A 17,982-nucleotide genomic window follows, 5' to 3' on the forward strand; every position below is an offset into this window, starting at 1 on the left:
TAGCTGCCCACCCCTTGCGGTGGGCAGCTACGGTCAGGTAGTCAGGCGCAGCTGAATCAACACGTGATCGGTCTCGGCATCGGTATAGCGCCCCGTTTCTTCGAAACCCATGATCTCGTAAAAGCGTCGTGCCGATCCGTTGAGTGCGTAGACCTCGAGGGTCACCGCGGGGTGAAGAGTGGTCGCGTGTTCGACGAGTAGCCGCCCGATTCCGAGTCGTTGCGCCCGCGGTGAGACGAACAAGCCGCCGATCTCTGGCCCGAGCAGGCCGAGTAGGCCGATAACCTGATCGTCGGTCTCGGCAACCCAATTGTCTGCGTTCACGAGGTAGACGTCGCGCATTTTCGCTTCACGTTCACCTTCGCCCTCGCCGACCAAGAAGGGGTGCGCGAGTTTTGATGCCTGAGACCACAATTCGATGACGGCATCCTCGTCAGTGAGCTGGTAGGGCCGAATCTTCACGGTGGTGTCGCCTGTTGTGTCCACGGCACCACCCTAGGTGATCGGTACTCACAGGAAGCTTGCAGCCGGTTCGCAGTGGTGTCGCGGGTCCGCGCGCGACGGTAGTGAGTACCACCACCTGTGAAGGGACTCATGATGACCGCAGTTCTGAATCCGGTGCCGACGCGGCCGCCGGCACCGCGTGTCCATCACGGCGACCCGTCACCGTCGTGGATTCCTACCCGCGGCACCGCATTGGCGTTGACTGCGCTTCTCGTAGGCACCGCGGTTCTGTACTTGTGGAACCTGAGCGCGAGTGGCTACGGCAACACCTTCTATGCGGCCGCGGCGCAGGCAGGTTCGCAGGACTGGAAAGCCTGGTTCTTCGGCTCGCTGGATACGTCCAACTTCATTACCGTCGACAAGCCGCCCGCGTCGCTGTGGGTGATGGGCTTGTCCGGGCGGATTTTCGGGTTCTCGAGCCTGAGTCTCCTTGTGCCGCAGGCGTTGATGGGAGTTGGTTCGGTCGCCCTCGTCTATGCGGCAGTAAAGCGTGTCGCGACGCCGACGGCCGGACTCATTGCCGGCGGCGTTCTCGCGGCGACACCGGCTGCCGCGCTCATGTTCAAGTTCGACAATCCCGATGCCTTGCTGGTGCTTCTCATGACCCTCGCCGGTTACTGCGTTATTCGAGCAGTAGAGACGTCGGTGGGTCGACGCGCCGCGATGTGGATCGCTCTCACCGGCATTGCTCTAGGCTTCGCCTTCCTCACCAAGATGCTGCAGGGCCTGATGGTTCTGCCCGTGTTCGGTCTGGCGTATCTGATTGCCGGACAGGCCAAGTTGCGCGCCGGAGTCCTCCACCTTGCACTCGGTGTCAGTGCGGTGATCGTGTCGGCGGGGTGGTGGATACTGGCCGTGTGGCTGTGGCCCGCAAATTCCAGGCCGTACATCGGTGGCTCGACCAACAACAGCGTCATGGATCTGGTCCTCGGGTACAACGGACTTGGCCGAATCTTCGGCAGCACCGGTGGCGGCGGCGGAATGAACGGCGGCGCTGCAGGTTCGAGTTTCGGTGGAAGCACAGGCCTGGATCGGCTGTTCGGCAGTGAAATGGGAATGCAGATTTCATGGCTGATCCCCGCTGCACTGATTGCACTGGTTCTCGGACTGACAGCGCGTGGCCGTGCCCCGCGAACCGATCTGTTGCGGGCGTCGATGATCGTCTGGGGCGGTTGGTTCCTGGTGACGGGGCTGATCTTCAGCTACATGTCCGGCACGATCCATCCCTACTACACCGTGGTATTGGCGCCCGCGATTGCCGGAATGATCGGAACCGGCGGCTATGCGTTGTGGCTGGAACGGTCGCGGTGGATCGGTCGGCTCGGTGTGGCATCGATGATGCTCGCTCCGGGAATCTGGAGTTGGGTTCTCCTGCATCGCAATTCCGAGTGGCTTCCGGTGATCGGATGGATCGTGCTGGCAGGGACTGTCGTCGGAGCCGCACTGATTCTCTTCGGCGGCGGGAATCGACTTCGGAAGCTGGCGATTGTGGGGCTGCTCGTCGGGTCGTTGGCCGGCATCGGAGGTTCCGCGTCGTACGCGATCGCTACCGCTGCAACAGCTCACGGTGGATCGATCCCCACGGCCGGCCCCGCCGGTGCCGTTTCCGATTCAGGGATGGGTGGCGGGATGGCTCGAGGCCAGGCACCCGGCGGGAGTATGGCTCGAGGTCAGGCACCTGGCGACCCTGCGGATGGACCCGAGGCCACGGCCACCGCGCCAACTGCGTCGACCCCGTCGGCCGGTACCGACGGCAGCGCCAGTAGTTCGGAGCTCACAGCCATGATGGTTGGTGCAGGAACCCGGTGGTCCGCGGCAACCAACGGTTCGCAGAGCGCCGCGACCTACGAGTTGGCCAGCAACACAGCCGTGATGGCAATCGGTGGTTGGAGTTCGGACCCTGTGCCCACGTTGGACCAGTTCATATCCTATGTCGCGAACGGCGATGTCCACTACTACATCGCAGGTGGTCAGGGCGGTGGACGAGGCGGTGGGGGCAGCACGTCGAGCGCGATCGGGGCCTGGGTGGAAGCCAATTTCGAAGGCGTGACCGTCGGGAACGCAACGGTTTACGACCTGAGTGGTTACATCGCCTAGCACGGGGCAGGTGACCGGCTGCTCAATACAGTCGGTCATGATCGAACAATGCCTGGGACCGGGAAACAACCGCCGAAGGATCGGCGTCAACGTTGGACGTGGCGAGACACCGCGTTTGTCGCGGTGGTCGTGCTACTCGGCGCAGGTGCGGCGCGTCTGACGCAGGACGCGGGTCCGCACCCGATTCCCGGTTGTGAGTCCGTCCAGGCTGCCCATGAGCCCGAAATGATTTCGATCGCCACGATCGGCGGCGACGAGCCCGGGTACAACGATCCTGACTATCCGTGGTTTTCGAAGTCGAAAGCAATCGCGATGCGTGAGGCGGTGATCGAGGCACTACCGGTGGACGCCAGACGTGAAGATCCGGGTTTTGACTTCGTATTTCCGCCAGTGCGTAACTTCGGTGAGGTTGGGGTGACTGAAACCGGGAAGGAACTGCCCCTCGGTGGTTCGACCACTGCGCACGGAGACATCGCCCGCGGTGATGCGCGCGCAACGATCTCGGTAGATGTTCGCGAATGGAGTGGAGCGATCCCGCCCTGTGTCGAAGGTTCGATCGATCGGCGTGAAGTGAGTGCCGACGGAACGGTTCTCGACATCTACGAGACGAAAGATGCTGCCAGTCCTTACGCTCAGGACTTTGTCGTCGCCTACGTTCCCGGCGTCAGTCGCGTCTTCGCCTCCGTAACGCGATTTGAGGGCACATCCACACAGATCCTGTCGACGGACGAGTTGGTTGACGTCGCCCGCGCGCCAGTTTTTGCTGTGACAGAAGATGTTCGGGCTATGACGTTGTGCGGCAGCCTCACGGTGATGGAAGAGGACGGTGTGGATTGGGATGTGGTGTCGAGACTGAACGCCGTGCTCGACCAAAGGTGGCAGTCGCTCGGAACGTCGGGCGTGCGGCTTGATCGGCCGTTGGGTTCGCTGTCGGCCGACGGCACGGGTCACGGGTTGTGCGGGGACGTTGTGGTAACCGGACCGGGGGCGGTTGCCAACCTCCAGATCGCAGTCACCCAGAACGAATTCCGTATGTCAGGCAGCGGCACAATCTTCCCGGACGGTACGTTGATCAGCCGTACCGAGGGCAGTGGAACAAGTTCGGTGACCGTCGCTCGCCCCTCCGGCGAGACGGTTGTTGTGCGAACGGTGACGCGAACGACGTCGCCGCTGGTGATCGAGCAACTCGAGTTGATTGCTCGGTCGCCCGGTCTCGAAATCGTACCGAGCTAGGGCCCAGGTGATGGAACTGGCAGAATCAGAGGATATTTGCCGCTTCGACTAGCTGGAGGCCACAAGAGATGGGCGACGTCAGCCCGGCGCGGGGTGGGGACTTTTCCGCGTGGTTCATCGAACAGTTTGCGACGTATTGGCAGTCTGGCGGCGGTGCCCGCATCGAGGGTCGGATCGCCGGCTATCTGCTCATCAGCGAATCTCCGGGAGTCAGTGCCGAAGAGTTGGCGGGTGCTCTCGACACCAGTCGTGGATCCGTCTCCAACTACATCCGGAGGCTCATCGATCGAGGTTTTGTGAAGCTCGTTCGTAAGCCGCGTGATCGAACTCATTACTACGTCATGGATTCCGACGTGTGGGGCGGATTCCTCGAGAACGAGCACCGGTACCTCGAGAATCAACGTGCGCTCGCGACCGAGGCGCTCCAGTATGCAAACCCCAACGGCCCCGCCTACATTCGTGTCCTGAACATGCGCGACTACATGGGCTGGATCATCGACAATCGCATGCTCGGTAGTGAATGGGCACGATTCAAGGAAGAGCGGGACGGGGCAGAGCGGGACAGTGCAGATCAGGGCGAGGCAGGGCCCGCACCTGAATAAGGTACGGGCCCTGCGGGTCTCGCCGGCCTTATTTGTTCAGTTTGGCGACTGCTTCGTCGATCATCGGCGCGTAGCGCTCGAGTGACCACGGGACTGTCAACGGATTGATCATCGACGATCCCGTCACGAATGGCTGGTCTGTCGGCGCGATCGTTGTTCCTCGTGCGACGGCCGGAATCTGCTGATAGGCGGGCTGTGCTTCGATTTCCGCTCGGTTCGCGGGATCGGAGTAGAAGGTGAACAGCAGATCCGAATTGTTGAGCAGGTGAGCATTCTCGAGACCGATGACCGCTGAATCGGTGCCCTCGGACTCGGTCAGCGTGTACACGACGGGATCAACCTGTAAGCCCAGTCCGCGAACCATGGCTACGCGCTGCTCTTCGGCAAAGAACACACCGAGCGTTCCCGGTCCGGTGTTGTAGATGAACGAGAAGCTCACGTCGGCGTACTTCGGATGTGCTGCAGACGATTTCGCGAACTGGTCCTTGATCTTGTCGATCTCGGCGGTGGCCTTCTCAGGTTCGCCCATAGCCTTGCCGATCACGTTGATCTGCTCTTCCCACGTGATGGTCCACGGGCTTTCCTCGTACGCAACGGTGGGGGCAAAGGCATTGAGTGCGTCGAATTGTGGCTGGGTGATGCCGGACCACGGCGCGAGGATCAGGTCGGGATCGAGTGCGATGATCGCTTCGATGTTGAGATCGGCTCCGCCGGTGAACTGCTCGGGGAGCTCGCCGCCCTGTTCGGTAACTGCTTCGTGAACCCACGGGAGATAGCCGGATTCATCACTGCCCCAGGCATATTTCTCGACGCCGACGGGAATTGCGCCCAGTGCGATGACTGTTTCGGCTGAGCCCATACCAAGAGTGACGATTCGCTCCGGCTTTTCGGTGATGACCGCGGTGCCGAGGGCGGACTCGATGGAAACGGTCTCGAAGTCACTGTTACCGGTATCGGCGGCGTCGCTGCTGGAACCGCTGCAGCCGCTGATCGTCAGGGCGGCAATGACAAGTCCGCTCAGAAGAGCAGTCCGGCGGAGGGATCGCGTGGATGCGTATCGCATGTAAGGCCTTTCACTGTCGAGGCGTCAGGATGCTCTGCATGCTCGTCGTTGATCCGCGAACAAGGCTTACTGGCGCAACGGGAAGCATAGGCTAGCCTTCCTCAAACTTTCAAGTCTATTGAAAGTTCCGGTACCGGCAATTGACCTCGGACGCGCTTTCAGTTGGTCGGCATGGATCCCAGGCGGGCGAGCAGTGGCGCTGCCTCGACAAGTTTGGCTGCGTCCTCGGGATCCATACCCATGAGAAGGCTACGGATGCCGTCGGCCCACATTTCGTCGATTTTCTGGTTGTTGCGTTCCGCGACAGGTGTCTGATGCAGGCGGAACGAGCGGCCGTCACTGGGGTCGGAGCGCTTCTCGAGCAGGCCGCGATCTACCAGGTGGCGAACCGTGGTGCTGACGTTGCTGCTCTGCAGATTCAACACGCGAGCGACGTCGGACACCGTGCATCCCGGCTGTTCCTCGACGGCACGCAGGACTTCGATTTCGGAGTGGGGAAGCCGCGACAAGCCTGCCTCTTTCTCGCCGAACCGGCGCAGGGCCCACACCGCGGAGCGTGCCGTCTGCGCGAGGCGTTGGACGTCGTCATCGGCTACTTCGGCTGGTTCGTTGGACACGATTGCAGTCTAGCGGTTAAGATATATATAAATCTATATCTACTTTTAGATGTAGCCGTATCGCAACAGTGATCAAGGATTGATGTGAAACATCTCGTGCAGGAAGTCGACACCACGGCTCCGTCCGGCCAGGTGCCCGCGGCGAAGGCGGAGCAGGCGACTCATCTACCCGCCAAGATAATTGCGACGCTTGCGCTGCTGGCGGCTGTCGCTCCGCTGGCTATCGATATGTATCTGCCGGCCTTCCCCGAGATGGCAGTGGAGTTCGGCACCAGTGCCTCCGCTGTGCAGTTGACGCTCACGACCTTCCTTGTCGGTCTTGCGCTCGGGCAACTCGTGTTCGGACCGCTCTCGGACCGGTACGGTCGCCGACCACTTCTCCTCATCGGCACAGCTGCCTGTGCCGTGTTCAGCGCCGGCGCTGCGCTCGCCCCGAGTATCGAACTTCTGGCCGGCGCACGCTTTGTACAGGGCTTTGCCGGAGCTGCCGGTATCGTCCTCGGCCGCGCCGTCATTTCCGACCGCGCGCAGGGCGCTGCTGCTGCAAAATTGTTCGGCCTGCTGGTCGTCATCAATGCCATAGCGCCCGTGGTGGCGCCGTTGCTCGGCGGCGTTGTGGTGACCGGCTTCGGCTGGCGCGGGGTGTTCTGGGTTCTGACCGTTCTCTCGGCGCTGATGTTCGTGTGTGTGTTGGTTCTTGTCGCCGAGACCCACCCGAAGGAACGCCGCACAACAGGCGGAACTTCCGCGATGCTCCGCGAAGCGGGCAACGTACTGCGGAACCGTCGATACGTCGGCTTCCTTCTGGCGTACGCGTTTGCCTTCGGCGTCATGTTCGCGTACATCTCGGCCTCGCCCTTCGTGCTGCAGAATGTTCACGGCCTGTCGACGTCCTGGTACACAGTCGTTTTCACGGCGAATGCTGTTGGGCTGGTGATCTTCAGTGTCGCCAACGGAGCGATTGTCGCCAAGCTCGGCGACCGGGTCACACTTCGGATCGGCTTGACGCTGCTTTCGGTGTTCTCGATCGTGATGCTGATCAACGCACTGGCGGGGCCGGTGCTGTGGGTGACAGTGATTGCGTTGTGGTGCACGATGGGCAGTCTCGGACTTGTCATCGCCAATGCCACGACCCTGGCACTCGGTGAGGCGAGGCAGGCCGCGGGCACGGGATCGGCAGTGCTCGGCGCGCTGCAGTTCCTCCTTGCTGCCGCGATCTCCCCACTCGTTGGTATCGGCGGCGAAGACACGGCCCTGCCGATGGCGATCGCGATGGTCGTCAGTGCGCTCATCGCCCTGTCGGCGCTGGCACTCACTCGAGGGAAAGCAACAGCACACGCGCGGTAGCGTCTCGCCGGGTGATGCCAACTGGTAGTGGGCTCTGCGTTCATTTCACCAACAAAAATACCGAGATAGAGGATAGATTGCGCGAAAGGTTGTGTTCGGTTCGTGGATTGTGTCTAGCTGGAAGGTCTTTACCTCATGCTCGTTATCGGAATTATCCTGTTCGGGACCGTCATCGGAGCGGTCGCCCAGCTGATTCTCGGTGGCAACACCCGCCGGTTGGACTGGCCATTCGCATTCGCCGCCGGAATAGGCGGCTCCCTGGTCGGTGGCCTCCTTGTGAGTTTGATTGCGGGTGACGGACTTTCACTGCGTCCCAGTGGAATCATCGGCTCGCTGGTAGGTGCTGTCCTGATTACTGCGGGCTGGCAGTGGTACCGCCGGACCTCGAGGAACGCCGGCGCTTCCACCGATCGCTGACGTTCAACTTTCGACGAGGACAGACCTCTTTGAACGTGTCTCACATGCTTTCTCCTCCTGACGGTGCAGGTCGCCCCCTAGTGTGTGATTGGTGACCACAGAAAAGCCCATGCAGGGCAGCGGACGCCGTGCGGCCGGACGGTTGTCGCGGGGTGTTGTTGCCGCCTACGCCGCAGGAAGCGTCGGGACCGGTGGATTTGGTGTCCTGCCCGGATTGGTACTGGCGTACTACCTCACCGACACCTTGGGCGTAGCTGCCGGTGTCGCGTCGCTGGTGGTGATCGTTCCGAAGATTGCGGACGTGCTTGTCGATCCGCTGATCGGAACGATTAGCGACCGAAGTTCGCACCGAACGGGCACGCGCGTACCCCTGATGCTGATGGGGTCACTGGCTCTTCCGTTGCTCTTCGTGCTGACCTTCGCCGCACCGGTGTCAGCCGGCCCGGGCGTCGGCGCGGTGTGGGTACTGGTGTTCTTCCTGCTTGCAGCGAGCGCTTACAGCCTGTTCCAAGTGCCGTACATTGCCCTGCCAACAGAGCTGACCGGCGACTATCACGAGCGCACGCGGTTGGTATCCGTACGAATAGCGGTGCTGGCCTTGGCGATTCTTGTGATCGGCGGAGGTGGACCGGCGCTGCGCAACGCCGCCGGAGGGGGCGCAGGCGGCTATCTCGTGATGGCCGTGGGTGTATCGGCTTTGATGTGCGCCGCAATGTTGTGGGCGGTGTTCGGCGCTGCCCGTCGGACGGTGACGCGCGCCGATGCGCCGGTGGGATCACTGCTCTCGCAGTACCGTGACGGGTTCGACGCCGTTCGCAGTACTCGGTCGTTCCGTTTGCTCGTGATCGTGTTTGTCCTGCAAGCACTCGCGACGGCCGTGATGTTGGGCGGTGCCCAGTATCTCGCAACGTACGTCATGGGGAACGAAGACGCGATCACCGGACTGTTCGCGGCGTTGGTCGGTCCGGCGCTGATCATCATGCCGCTGTGGTACCGCTATTCCCATCGCCACGGCAAGCTCCGAGGGTACGTTGTCGCGTCGACGGTTTTTGTTGTCGCGACACTGCTTTTGGCGTTCGCCGCAGTAGGCGCCGGAGCGTGGATCTACGGCGCAGTCGGGCTGGCGGGCGTCGGCTACGCCGGAATGCAGGTATTTCCGTTGGCCATGCTTCCCGATGTGATCGAGGACGATGCTCGCATTGGTGGACGCCAACGCGGCGGGTCGTTGAGCGGGATCTGGACGGCGGCCGAGACAGCGGGACTTGCACTCGGACCGGCAGTGTTCCTGCTGTTTCTGGCGTCGACGGGCTTTGTGTCCTCGCAGGCAGGGGAGAGCGCCTCCCAGCCGGACTCCGCAATCACCGGCATCGCCCTCGGATTCTCGCTGGCCCCGGCCGCTCTGGTCGCGATCAGCCTTCTCGTCTTACGCGCATACAGCAGTGAACAGGAGCACGATGACTGTCAGTGACACCAATTCTTATCTTGGTAATACTGCGATTCTTGGTAATGCTGCGATCGAGCAACGGTCCGCGGAGGTGCTCGAGAGACTCCGCAGCCTGCGTGAGCAGGACGCTCCGACGCATGGTGGTCGAGTTCTGTCCTACGTGTACGACAGCGGACTGGCCAGGCTTGATCAGTTGGCCACGGACGCAGCGCAATTAGTGCAACCCGTCAACGGGCTTGATCCCACGGTGTTTCCGTCCACTGCGGTGATGGAACGCGAACTTGTCGGGTTTGTGCGTGGATTCCTGCACGGAGACGGTGACGTGGTCGGCAACGTCACCAGCGGCGGCACCGAAAGTTGTGTGCTGGCCGTCAAAGCTGCTCGCGACCTGCGCGGCCTACCGCCGGGGCAGGGGTCGATCGTCCTACCGACCACTGCTCATGCAGCCTTCCACAAGGCGGCGCACCTCCTCGGTCTCGAACTGGTCTTGGTGGCAGTCGACCCCGATTCCGGTCGTGTGCGCGCCGCCGACATAGCGTCAGCGTTGCGGGGTGACACGGTGCTGATCGTGGCGTCAGCGCCGAGCTATCCGTTTGCTGCACTCGACCCGATCGCCGAGATAGCGGAACTTGCGCGCACACAGTCTGTTCCATTTCACGTCGATGCCTGCATCGGCGGGTTTGCGCTGCCGTGGTGGGGTGAGCTTCCGGCCTGGGACTTCCAGGTTCCCGGTGTCACCAGCATCTCGGCCGACGTACATAAGTACGGCTACTCGCCGAAGGGCGCGTCGGTGCTTCTGTACCGGGGGCGCGATCTGCACCGCAACCAGTACTTCGGTCTCACCGCGTGGCCCGGATATCCCGTGGTCAACCCGACCTTGATGGGTTCGAAATCCGTTGCAGCCCTGGCCGGAGCCTGGTCCATCACCCAAGTGCTCGGTGAATCGGGTTACGCAGACCTCGTAGCGCGCGCCCACCGCGCGACTGCCTCCCTCGTGGACACCGTTGCCCGCATCGACGGGTTACGCGTCGTCGGAACTCCAGTCGGCCCACTGTTCGCGGTAGCAGCGGACGAGGGAGTGCCGCAGGATCGGCAGGTCGATCCGCATCGCTGGGCCACCGCCGTCGGCGTTCGAGGGTTTGTGCTCCAGGGGCAACCCGCGTCGACGCAACCCGACGGCACTGCCTTGCCTCGAACGACGCATCTCACGATCACACCCGTCACGGAAAGCGTTGTGAACGAGCTGACCAGTGCATTGATATTGGGGGCCGACGATGTTCGGGGCCTTCCCGCAGCCGGGCCGCCGCCCGCGCTGGCGGAGCTGGCCGGCGCATTCGAGCGTGGTGACGTGAGCGTCGACGATGTTCGGGCATTGCCCAGTGCGGCTGTTGCGGCCGCGCTCGTGTCGGCGGGGCTGGATCCGAAGGGTACGGGCGACTCGCCGCTCGACATGGCTGCGGTTCTTGCCGCTGTTGAGTCCTTGCCCCGCGAGGTCACTACCCGCCTGCTGGTGGAATTCCTCGCTGGGCTCGTCGAACCCTGACCTAGGCTGTGCGCCGCCCCGTCTGAGCGAAAGGTACGCCCATCGCCGTGAAGGCGCTGAAAGGTACGTTCGCTCGGAAAGGCGACTGCACCAAACCTCACATATGCCGCGAAATTTCGCCGACGCGGGCGTAGATTTCGGGTATCAGAGGCTGTCGTTTCGTAGAAGGGACGGATGGGTGACCGGTGCCGCAATCAAGGTTTTGACGGTGTTCGAGGAACTGGTAGGGATCGAACTCCCGATTCATGTGCGCTGCTGGGACGGGTCGGAGGCCGGGCCCGCCGACGCACAGGCTCGGGTCTATTTCCGGAACCGGCGAGCGCTGCGGAGGGTTCTCTACTCGCCGAATGAACTGGGATTGGCGCGGGCGTATGTCTCCGGAGACTTGGACGTCGACGGCGATATCTTTGCCCTGCTGGATGTTCCGGACCTTATCTCGACGATTGGCGAGCATCGCCTGGCCGGGATGTCGGCACGTACGATTGGCCGGTCGGTGAGGACGTTTGCCGGCTTGGGCGCACTTGGGCTTCCCCCGTCGCCGCCGGAGATCGAGATGCGGGCCAAACGGGGAAAGCGGCACAGCCAGTCTCGTGATTCGGCGACGGTCTCGCATCATTACGACGTCGGAAACCGTTTCTACGAACTATTTCTCGGTCCGAGCATGGTGTATTCGTGCGGGTACTGGCCGGACAAAACTATGACACTCGAGGATGCGCAACGCGAGAAACTTGATCTAATTTGCCGGAAGCTGGAATTGAAGCCGGGAATGCGGCTGCTCGATGTCGGGTGCGGGTGGGGATCGATGGCGCTGCATGCCGCGCAGAATTACGGCGTCGACGTTGTCGGTGTTTCACTCAGTCGCGAACAGGTGGAATACGCCAAGGGGCGGGTAGCAGACGCCGGGTTGTCCGAGCGAATCGATATTCGTGTTCAAGATTACCGTGACGTGGATGACGGTCCCTACGACGCTATTTCGAGTATCGGCATGTCGGAACACGTGGGTTTGGCGAATCTGCCGGTCTATACAGCCCATCTATACGGGTTGCTGAAGCCGGAAGGCCGTTTTCTCAATCACGCCATTGCTTCGGTGAAGTCGTTGCCGGACAAGGTTGTCGACGCTCCCAGTTTCATCGACAGATATATCTTCCCGGACGGCGAGATTCTTCCGTTGAGCAAAACGGTTGACGCTTTGGAGCGTTCGGGTTTCGAGACGCGGGACAGTGATGCGCTACGCGAACACTACGCGCTGACGCTGCGTGCGTGGGTGGCGAATCTGCGCGAGAACTGGGACGCCGCTGTTGCCGACGTCGGCGAGGCGCGAGTCCGCACGTGGTTGTTGTATCTTGCGGCGAGCGCTCTGGGCTTCGAGGAGGCGCATCGACTGACCATTCATCAAGTGCTGGCCGTGAAACCTGGTGAACGAGGATCAAGTGGTATGCCGCGATCGCGACGCGACTGGTATCGCTGAGGCGGATCGTGGGCACGGTTGATGCGGTGATGGTTGACTGAGCGGGTGAACGAGCCATCGCAAGATTTGCCTGTTCCGGCTGACCAGACCGGTTTGGGTGCCGGTCCTGCACTGAGAGTCACTGCCGGACTTGTACTCGGTGTTGTTGCGGGAATTGTCATGTGGGTGGCGGGCTTTCCCCGGTTCTCGTTTCTGATCGGCTGGGATATCGCGGCGCTGGTGTTCACGGTGTGGACGTGGATCCTGGTGTGGCCGTTCGACGCTGTGATGACGGCCGGTCACGCGACTCGGGAGGAACCAGCACGAAACGTCGCGCACCTCCTCGTTCTCGCTGCTGCGGTGGCGAGTTTGGTCGGTATCGCGCTTCTGCTTGTTGCATCACCTGACGGCCGTCGATACCAAGTTATCGCCGCGTCGGTTGCGGTTGTCAGCGTTGTCATTTCGTGGATGGCGGTGCACACGCTGTTCGCCCTGGGGTACGCGCGGCTGTACTACTCGGGGCCGGACGGGGGGATCGACTTCAATCAGGAAGAACCGCCGCGGTACAGCGACTTCGCCTACGTCGCCTATACCGTCGGCATGAGCTTCGCGATCTCGGACACCAACCTGCAGTCCTCGGACATGCGGGCAATGGCGCTCGGCCACGCGTTGTTGTCCTATCTGTTCGGCTCTGTGATCGTCGCGTCGGTCGTCAATTTGATCGCCGGTCTGTGAGTCGATATGTGTGCTGGTAGATCAGGCTGCCGCGCGGCCGATGCTCGAAAGGAAGCCCGCCGCCCCGAAGAAGAGTCCGGCAAAAACACGGTTGGTGGTTCGCTGTTGTTTCGGTGACCGCATGAGCCGCAGGACCCGAGCCGCGAGGCCGGTGTATCCGGTCATCACGACGACATCGACGGCGCACATGGTTGCAGCGATGATCAGGTACTGCGGTATCAGCGGTGCGTTCGGATCGAGGAACTGCGGAAGCACCGCGAGCATGAACACGACCGCTTTGGGATTGCTGGCATTGACCAGAAACCCACGCACCATCATCATCGGGCCGGAGCGCCGCGCTGCTTCGGAGTCGGTGGTTACTTCGCTGGGAGCGGACCGCCACTGCCGCACGCCGAGGTACACCAGGTAGGCGACGCCCAACCATTTGATGATCGAGAACGCAGCCGTCGAGTTGGCGAGGATCGCGCCCACACCGGCCGCGACGATTCCTATCTGAAGCAGTAGTCCCAGTTGCAATCCGAGAATGTTCCAGTATCCGCGACGGAGGCCGACGGCGAGACCGGAGGACATCGAGGCGATTGCGCCGGCGCCTGGCGACAGACTGATCACCCAACTTGCGCCGAAGAACGCCAACCATACGTGCCAACTCATACGTAAATTCCTCAGACTCGGAAAAATTTGCCCGGTCCGAGAGCGCCGCCGGACGGAAAAATTGTAGCGGTTTCACTTGATCGGTTCCGAGTGGAACCGACCGGTCTGGCACGGTACATTCGCACTTGTTGTCTGATTATTTGCCAGGCGGGGGATTGGCGTGAAGGATGTAGGCGGTGACATGGGGCCGCGTTCGTTGATTCGAAATCAGATCGAGGTGTCCGAAACCCGCATGCGTTACGGGATCGCTGTGCTGGTTCCCATTTTTGCTCTTGTCGGGGTGTGTTCTGTCTTTTCCGACGAGGGGCAGAACACACCTCTTCGGAGACTTGTTGCGTTGATGGTCCTGTTCAGTACCCTTCCAGTGGCGTATTTGGTCAGTCGCATTCGGTTCGGAAGCATCTGGTGGAACCGGGATATCGGGCATCACTCCGTTCCGCGAGCGAGCACATACTTCGTTCTCTATGCAGATCTGGGTGTGACCGCAGTCTTGGCGACGTTCGCCAGCCACGAGTTGGCGATGTACGGGACAGCTCTGTTTGCGGTGATCAGTGTGTATGTGGCGCATTTCGTCCGGTGGCCTGAGACCGTGGCGCACATGATCTTCACGACTTGTGTGATTGCAGTTTTCGGCGTTCTCACGTGGCGTCAGGGATACCACGACATCGCGGGAATTCTTGCGAGGGCAGCAACGTCGATGATCGCTGTCAACGCGACGCTTGTCCTACTCAGGTCGTTTTCCGCGGGCATGTTGACGTCGTATCGCACTCAATTTGCGAACGCCAACCGCGATCCGTTGACGGGATTACTCAATCGACGTGGATTCGAATTGTGGATGCAGATTGCGGAAGAACACGAGCCTGGTCGATCCGGCGTCTTGCTGCTCGACATCGACAACTTCAAAGCGGTGAATGACGGGACTGGTCACGATAGTGGCGACACCGTGTTGCGGTTGCTCTCCCGTCGACTCGAGCGGGTGGTCGGGCCGGAGGCTGCAGTAGCTCGAACCGGTGGCGACGAATTTGCCATCGCGGTACGTGGAAATCTGGCACTACTGACCAGGCTTGCCGAAACTATTCGGGGTGAGGTGGACGTCGGTTCGGACGACGTTCCGATCACGGTCAGTATCGGTGTCGCGGAGTTGGCGCCGGTCACTCGCGAACGACTGACCGGGCAAGAGCTGATCAAGGAAGCCTTGTCTCGCGCAGACAAAGCGATGTATGCGGCGAAGTCGGACGGTCGCAACCGCGTCGTTGCTGATCGGTCGGAGCAGTAGTCCGGATTGGACGCACATTCGTCGCGCCGCCCGGCCTGTCGGTGCGATGATCGAGCGATGAGTGAATTTCCGGTTCTGGACCTGACGCCCGACGAACTGTTGACGACAACACGCACGGTGCGAAAGCGCCTGGACCTGACAAGGCCCGTTCCCTTGGATTTGATCAAGGAATGCCTCGAGATCGCATTGCAAGGTCCGTCGGGATCCAATCGCCAGGGATGGCAATGGATGGTGGTGACCGACCAGGGGTTGCGTCGGCAGATCGGTGACATCTACAAAGACGTCACCGAGAGCTATCTCGCCTCGCAAGGATCTGCTTCCCAGTTGTTCAGTGACGATCCGGATCGGGCTGCGGTCCAGGCGCGAGTGGGTAGTAGCGCCGAGTGGCTCGGACAGCACATGGGTGAGGTTCCGGTTCTGATGATTCCGTGCATCAAGGCGGAGCGGACACTGCCTGCCGGTAATCAGGCGGGACTGTGGGGGTCGTTGCTTCCTGCGGTGTGGAGTTACGCGCTGGCGGCGCGCGCTCGCGGGTTGGGAACGGCGTGGACGACGCTGCACCTGGCACGTGAAGCCGAAGTTGCCGAACTGCTGGGAATTCCGGAGGGCTTCCACCAGGGTGCCCTGATACCCACCGCGTACTTCACGGGGGAAACTTTCAAACCGGCGGCACGCGAGCCGATCGACAACATTCTGCACATCGACCGATGGTGAACCTCAGCTACTCGGCAATGTGCTCGCTCGACGGTTATGTCGCCGACGCCGAGGGGAACTTCGACTGGGCAATGCCGGACGACGAGGTACACGGCTTTGCCAACAGCCTCGAACGGGACGTGGGCACGCACCTGTACGGGCGCAGGATGTACGAGGTCATGGCGGTGTGGGAAACGATGGCAGATCCGGACCCGATTGCCGAAGAGTACGGTCGGACCTGGCGACGCGCGGACAAAGTTGTGTACTCCACGACGCTGACCGCTCCGTCGACTTCGCGAACCCGAATCGAGCCGACCTTTGACCCTGAGGTTGTGCGCGCGATGAAAGCTAGGGCGACGCAGGATCTTTCGATCAGTGGTCCAACACTGGCCGCGCACGCGATAGCCGCGGGCCTGGTTGACGATATTCACTTGTTCCTCTGCCCCGTGATCATCGGTAGTGGACTGCGCGCATTATCGGCCGACGTCCAGATCGGCCTCGAGTTGTGGGAGCAGAAGGCATTTCGTAGTGGTGTGGTGTACCTGCGGTACGGCGTGAGGTCAGGACAGTGAGACTGGCATGATGTCTGCGACGATGACATGGATGAGGCCGTCCCGAATCTCGAAGGTCTCGCGGATCTCGACCGTCATCAGGCGTGTGTCGGCAACGCCTGCATCGAGGAGGTAGACGGCCGTCACAACGTCCCCGGCCTCGGTCATCCGAAGGTCACGCACAGACTGGATCACGGTGTACTGCACACCGTGATCGAGATCGGCGCTCAACTGAGGACCTGAAAACCCGGTTTGGATGCCCGCTTCGACGCGCGTGGCATCCGGCGCGAAGTGCACATCGGTGACGTCGTGAGAGACCAAGGCGTCGATGTAGGCCCGGGCCTGTGCCTCTCGCGGCGAGTCGGGTGCAGCGTGGGCAAGTGATCCGCCGGCAAAAATCATTGCTGCAGAGATCGTTGCAGTGGCGATGGTCTTTCCGAACGTGGACATGAGCGTTCCTATCGCGTGGTGTTGGTGCAACTGAGTGGGGGATCGACAAGGGAGCAGAATGCCGGAGCCTTCACGGGCACGTAGTCCGGCCCGACTCCGTTGTCGCGGATGATGTTCCGGTACGTCTCGACACCGTCGGTGGGGGCGCGGGTGAGGGTGGGGTCGGACAGTACGTCGACGGTGTACAGGCCGAAACGTGGCCGATACGAACCCCATTCGTAGTTGTCGGTTATGGACCAGTAGTTGTATCCGATAACGTCGGCGCCGTCCTCGCGGGCGCGTTCCATCCAGTAGACGTGGTCACTCAGATGATTCGAGCGTGTGTATCCGTCGGGGCGTGGATTCGCGTTGTCGGTGGGCATTCCGTTCTCGACGATGTAGAGGGGAAGTTCCGGGTACTTACGCGAGTAGCGCATCAGTGCGTCGTACAAACCTTCGGGTTGTGGTGTGACGTTGTAGAACTCGTCGATCGCGGCATAGGCCGCGGTCGGGTTGTCCAGTGCCACACCGTAGTAGTAGTCGATGCCGAGGAAGTCGAGTTTGTCGCGGACCCGATCGGTGAATACGGAGTCGATTGACTCGGAGACGCCGGGAATGAACGCGAAGTTGCTGCTGACGCGAGTGCCCGGGTCGAGGACGTGGATGCGGTCGTAGATCGAGCGGTGAACTCGAACCAGGGCATCGAACATCGCGGGAGCCTGGGGGAGCGTGATTCCGCCGTATGTCAATTCACGTTGCACGTACACCGTCGGTTCGTTGATCGTGATCCACAATGCGCCGATATCTGAATATCGGGTGACTACCTTTTCGGCGTTGGCCAGCCAGTCGGCTTCGGTTTTCGGGTTTGTCCACCCGCCTTGGTCGACGACCCAACCGGGATACACCCAGTGATCGAGTGTGATCATCGGTGTCATGCCGCGGGCAAGGACATGCGCGACAACAGCGTCGTAGTAGGCGAATTCGGTCTCGTTCCAGGTTCCGGGGGAGGGTTGCACTCGCGCCCATTCGACGCCGAAGCGGAATACTTGCGCCCCGAGATCTGCCGCGCGGTCGATGTCTTCGGCGTAGCGGTGCCGAAAGTCGACCGAGTCGCCGATGGCGTCGTGAGTGCGACCGGATGCGGAGTATCGCGACCAGTTGCTGTCAGGGGAGGAACCCTCGGACTGAAAACCGGAGGTGGCGACACCCCACAGGAACTCCTCGGGCGGGGTGCCTGATGCCTGCGCCGGTGATGCCGCCGCCCCGATCACGAGGGCGAGCAGGGCGGCGGCAATCAATCGTGACGTGACTCCCATGATGGGAGGTTAAGTCA

18 protein-coding genes are annotated in these 17,982 nt (G+C 61.6%); 12 read left to right on the top strand and 6 right to left on the bottom strand.

Going from position 1 to position 17,982, the window contains the following annotated elements; all coding sequences use genetic code 11:
- Positions 1-33: 33 nt before the first annotated feature.
- Positions 34-486: a GNAT family N-acetyltransferase gene (locus ACFRFQ_RS21715; protein ID WP_378662078.1), complete on the bottom strand. Its 453-nt coding sequence runs from the start codon at positions 484-486 to the stop codon at positions 34-36.
- 111 nt (positions 487-597) lie between these two features.
- Between ACFRFQ_RS21715 and ACFRFQ_RS21720 the strand changes: the two genes are divergently transcribed.
- From ACFRFQ_RS21720 to ACFRFQ_RS21730, 3 genes are all read left to right on the top strand, one after another.
- Positions 598-2,601 carry an ArnT family glycosyltransferase gene (locus ACFRFQ_RS21720; RefSeq protein WP_378662081.1) on the top strand — a complete coding sequence of 668 codons (2,004 nt, stop codon included), beginning with the start codon at positions 598-600 and terminating at the stop codon, positions 2,599-2,601.
- A 48-nt stretch (positions 2,602-2,649) separates the two neighbouring features.
- On the top strand, positions 2,650-3,834 hold the full coding sequence (locus ACFRFQ_RS21725) for a hypothetical protein (RefSeq protein WP_378662085.1): 1,185 nt from the start codon (positions 2,650-2,652) through the stop codon (positions 3,832-3,834).
- Between the two features lie 68 nt (positions 3,835-3,902).
- Positions 3,903-4,436 (top strand): GbsR/MarR family transcriptional regulator, encoded by a 534-nt coding sequence (locus ACFRFQ_RS21730; protein ID WP_378662088.1) that lies wholly within the window; start codon positions 3,903-3,905, stop codon positions 4,434-4,436.
- Positions 4,437-4,464: 28 nt separating this feature from the next.
- On the opposite strand, the gene ACFRFQ_RS21735 is transcribed toward ACFRFQ_RS21730, so the two are convergent.
- Positions 4,465-5,499 carry an iron-siderophore ABC transporter substrate-binding protein gene (locus ACFRFQ_RS21735; RefSeq protein ID WP_378662090.1) on the bottom strand — a complete coding sequence of 345 codons (1,035 nt, stop codon included), beginning with the start codon at positions 5,497-5,499 and terminating at the stop codon, positions 4,465-4,467.
- A 158-nt stretch (positions 5,500-5,657) separates the two neighbouring features.
- Complete coding sequence (locus ACFRFQ_RS21740) at positions 5,658-6,116, bottom strand: MarR family winged helix-turn-helix transcriptional regulator (RefSeq protein WP_378662093.1); 459 nt, start codon at positions 6,114-6,116, stop codon at positions 5,658-5,660.
- An 84-nt stretch (positions 6,117-6,200) separates the two neighbouring features.
- Between ACFRFQ_RS21740 and ACFRFQ_RS21745 the strand changes: the two genes are divergently transcribed.
- The 6 genes from ACFRFQ_RS21745 (at position 6,201) to ACFRFQ_RS21770 (ending at position 13,049) form a co-directional block, all read left to right on the top strand.
- Positions 6,201-7,463: a multidrug effflux MFS transporter gene (locus ACFRFQ_RS21745; protein WP_378662096.1), complete on the top strand. Its 1,263-nt coding sequence runs from the start codon at positions 6,201-6,203 to the stop codon at positions 7,461-7,463.
- 135 nt (positions 7,464-7,598) lie between these two features.
- The gene (locus ACFRFQ_RS21750) at positions 7,599-7,880 is read left to right on the top strand and encodes a hypothetical protein (RefSeq protein WP_378662099.1); all 282 of its coding nucleotides are present in this window, start codon (positions 7,599-7,601) and stop codon (positions 7,878-7,880) included.
- 109 nt (positions 7,881-7,989) lie between these two features.
- Positions 7,990-9,348: an MFS transporter gene (locus ACFRFQ_RS21755; protein WP_378662491.1), complete on the top strand. Its 1,359-nt coding sequence runs from the start codon at positions 7,990-7,992 to the stop codon at positions 9,346-9,348.
- The gene (locus ACFRFQ_RS21760) at positions 9,335-10,867 is read left to right on the top strand and encodes a pyridoxal phosphate-dependent decarboxylase family protein (RefSeq protein WP_378662102.1); all 1,533 of its coding nucleotides are present in this window, start codon (positions 9,335-9,337) and stop codon (positions 10,865-10,867) included. Before ACFRFQ_RS21755 ends, ACFRFQ_RS21760 begins: the two co-directional genes overlap by 14 nt.
- Before the next feature lie 178 nt (positions 10,868-11,045).
- The gene (locus tag ACFRFQ_RS21765) at positions 11,046-12,335 is read left to right on the top strand and encodes a class I SAM-dependent methyltransferase (protein WP_378662105.1); all 1,290 of its coding nucleotides are present in this window, start codon (positions 11,046-11,048) and stop codon (positions 12,333-12,335) included.
- A gap of 45 nt (positions 12,336-12,380) precedes the next feature.
- Positions 12,381-13,049 (top strand): DUF1345 domain-containing protein, encoded by a 669-nt coding sequence (locus ACFRFQ_RS21770; RefSeq protein ID WP_378662108.1) that lies wholly within the window; start codon positions 12,381-12,383, stop codon positions 13,047-13,049.
- 21 nt (positions 13,050-13,070) lie between these two features.
- Here the strand turns inward: ACFRFQ_RS21770 and ACFRFQ_RS21775 are convergent, their stop codons facing one another.
- Positions 13,071-13,700 (bottom strand): LysE family transporter, encoded by a 630-nt coding sequence (locus ACFRFQ_RS21775; protein ID WP_378662110.1) that lies wholly within the window; start codon positions 13,698-13,700, stop codon positions 13,071-13,073.
- 160 nt (positions 13,701-13,860) lie between these two features.
- Between ACFRFQ_RS21775 and ACFRFQ_RS21780 the strand changes: the two genes are divergently transcribed.
- From ACFRFQ_RS21780 to ACFRFQ_RS21790, 3 genes are read left to right on the top strand one after another with little or no spacing between them, the layout of a single operon-like run.
- Positions 13,861-14,976, top strand: a complete 1,116-nt coding sequence (locus ACFRFQ_RS21780; RefSeq protein ID WP_378662113.1) for a diguanylate cyclase — start codon at positions 13,861-13,863, stop codon at positions 14,974-14,976.
- 57 nt (positions 14,977-15,033) lie between these two features.
- Entirely contained in the window at positions 15,034-15,690 is a 657-nt protein-coding gene (locus ACFRFQ_RS21785; protein WP_378662116.1) for a nitroreductase family protein, read from the top strand.
- A complete protein-coding gene (locus ACFRFQ_RS21790; RefSeq protein WP_378662118.1) occupies positions 15,684-16,241 on the top strand; it encodes a dihydrofolate reductase family protein in 558 nt (185 codons plus the stop codon). Before ACFRFQ_RS21785 ends, ACFRFQ_RS21790 begins: the two co-directional genes overlap by 7 nt.
- Here ACFRFQ_RS21790 and ACFRFQ_RS21795 read toward each other — a convergent pair.
- Entirely contained in the window at positions 16,230-16,670 is a 441-nt protein-coding gene (locus ACFRFQ_RS21795) for a hypothetical protein (protein ID WP_378662121.1), read from the bottom strand. The genes ACFRFQ_RS21790 and ACFRFQ_RS21795 overlap by 12 nt on opposite strands.
- Before the next feature lie 8 nt (positions 16,671-16,678).
- Positions 16,679-17,965 carry a glycoside hydrolase family 1 protein gene (locus ACFRFQ_RS21800; RefSeq protein WP_378662124.1) on the bottom strand — a complete coding sequence of 429 codons (1,287 nt, stop codon included), beginning with the start codon at positions 17,963-17,965 and terminating at the stop codon, positions 16,679-16,681.
- Positions 17,966-17,982: the final 17 nt, after the last annotated feature.

This window comes from Rhodococcus sp. NPDC056743, from assembly GCF_042790355.1.
Lineage (GTDB): Bacteria > Actinomycetota > Actinomycetes > Mycobacteriales > Mycobacteriaceae > Rhodococcus_F.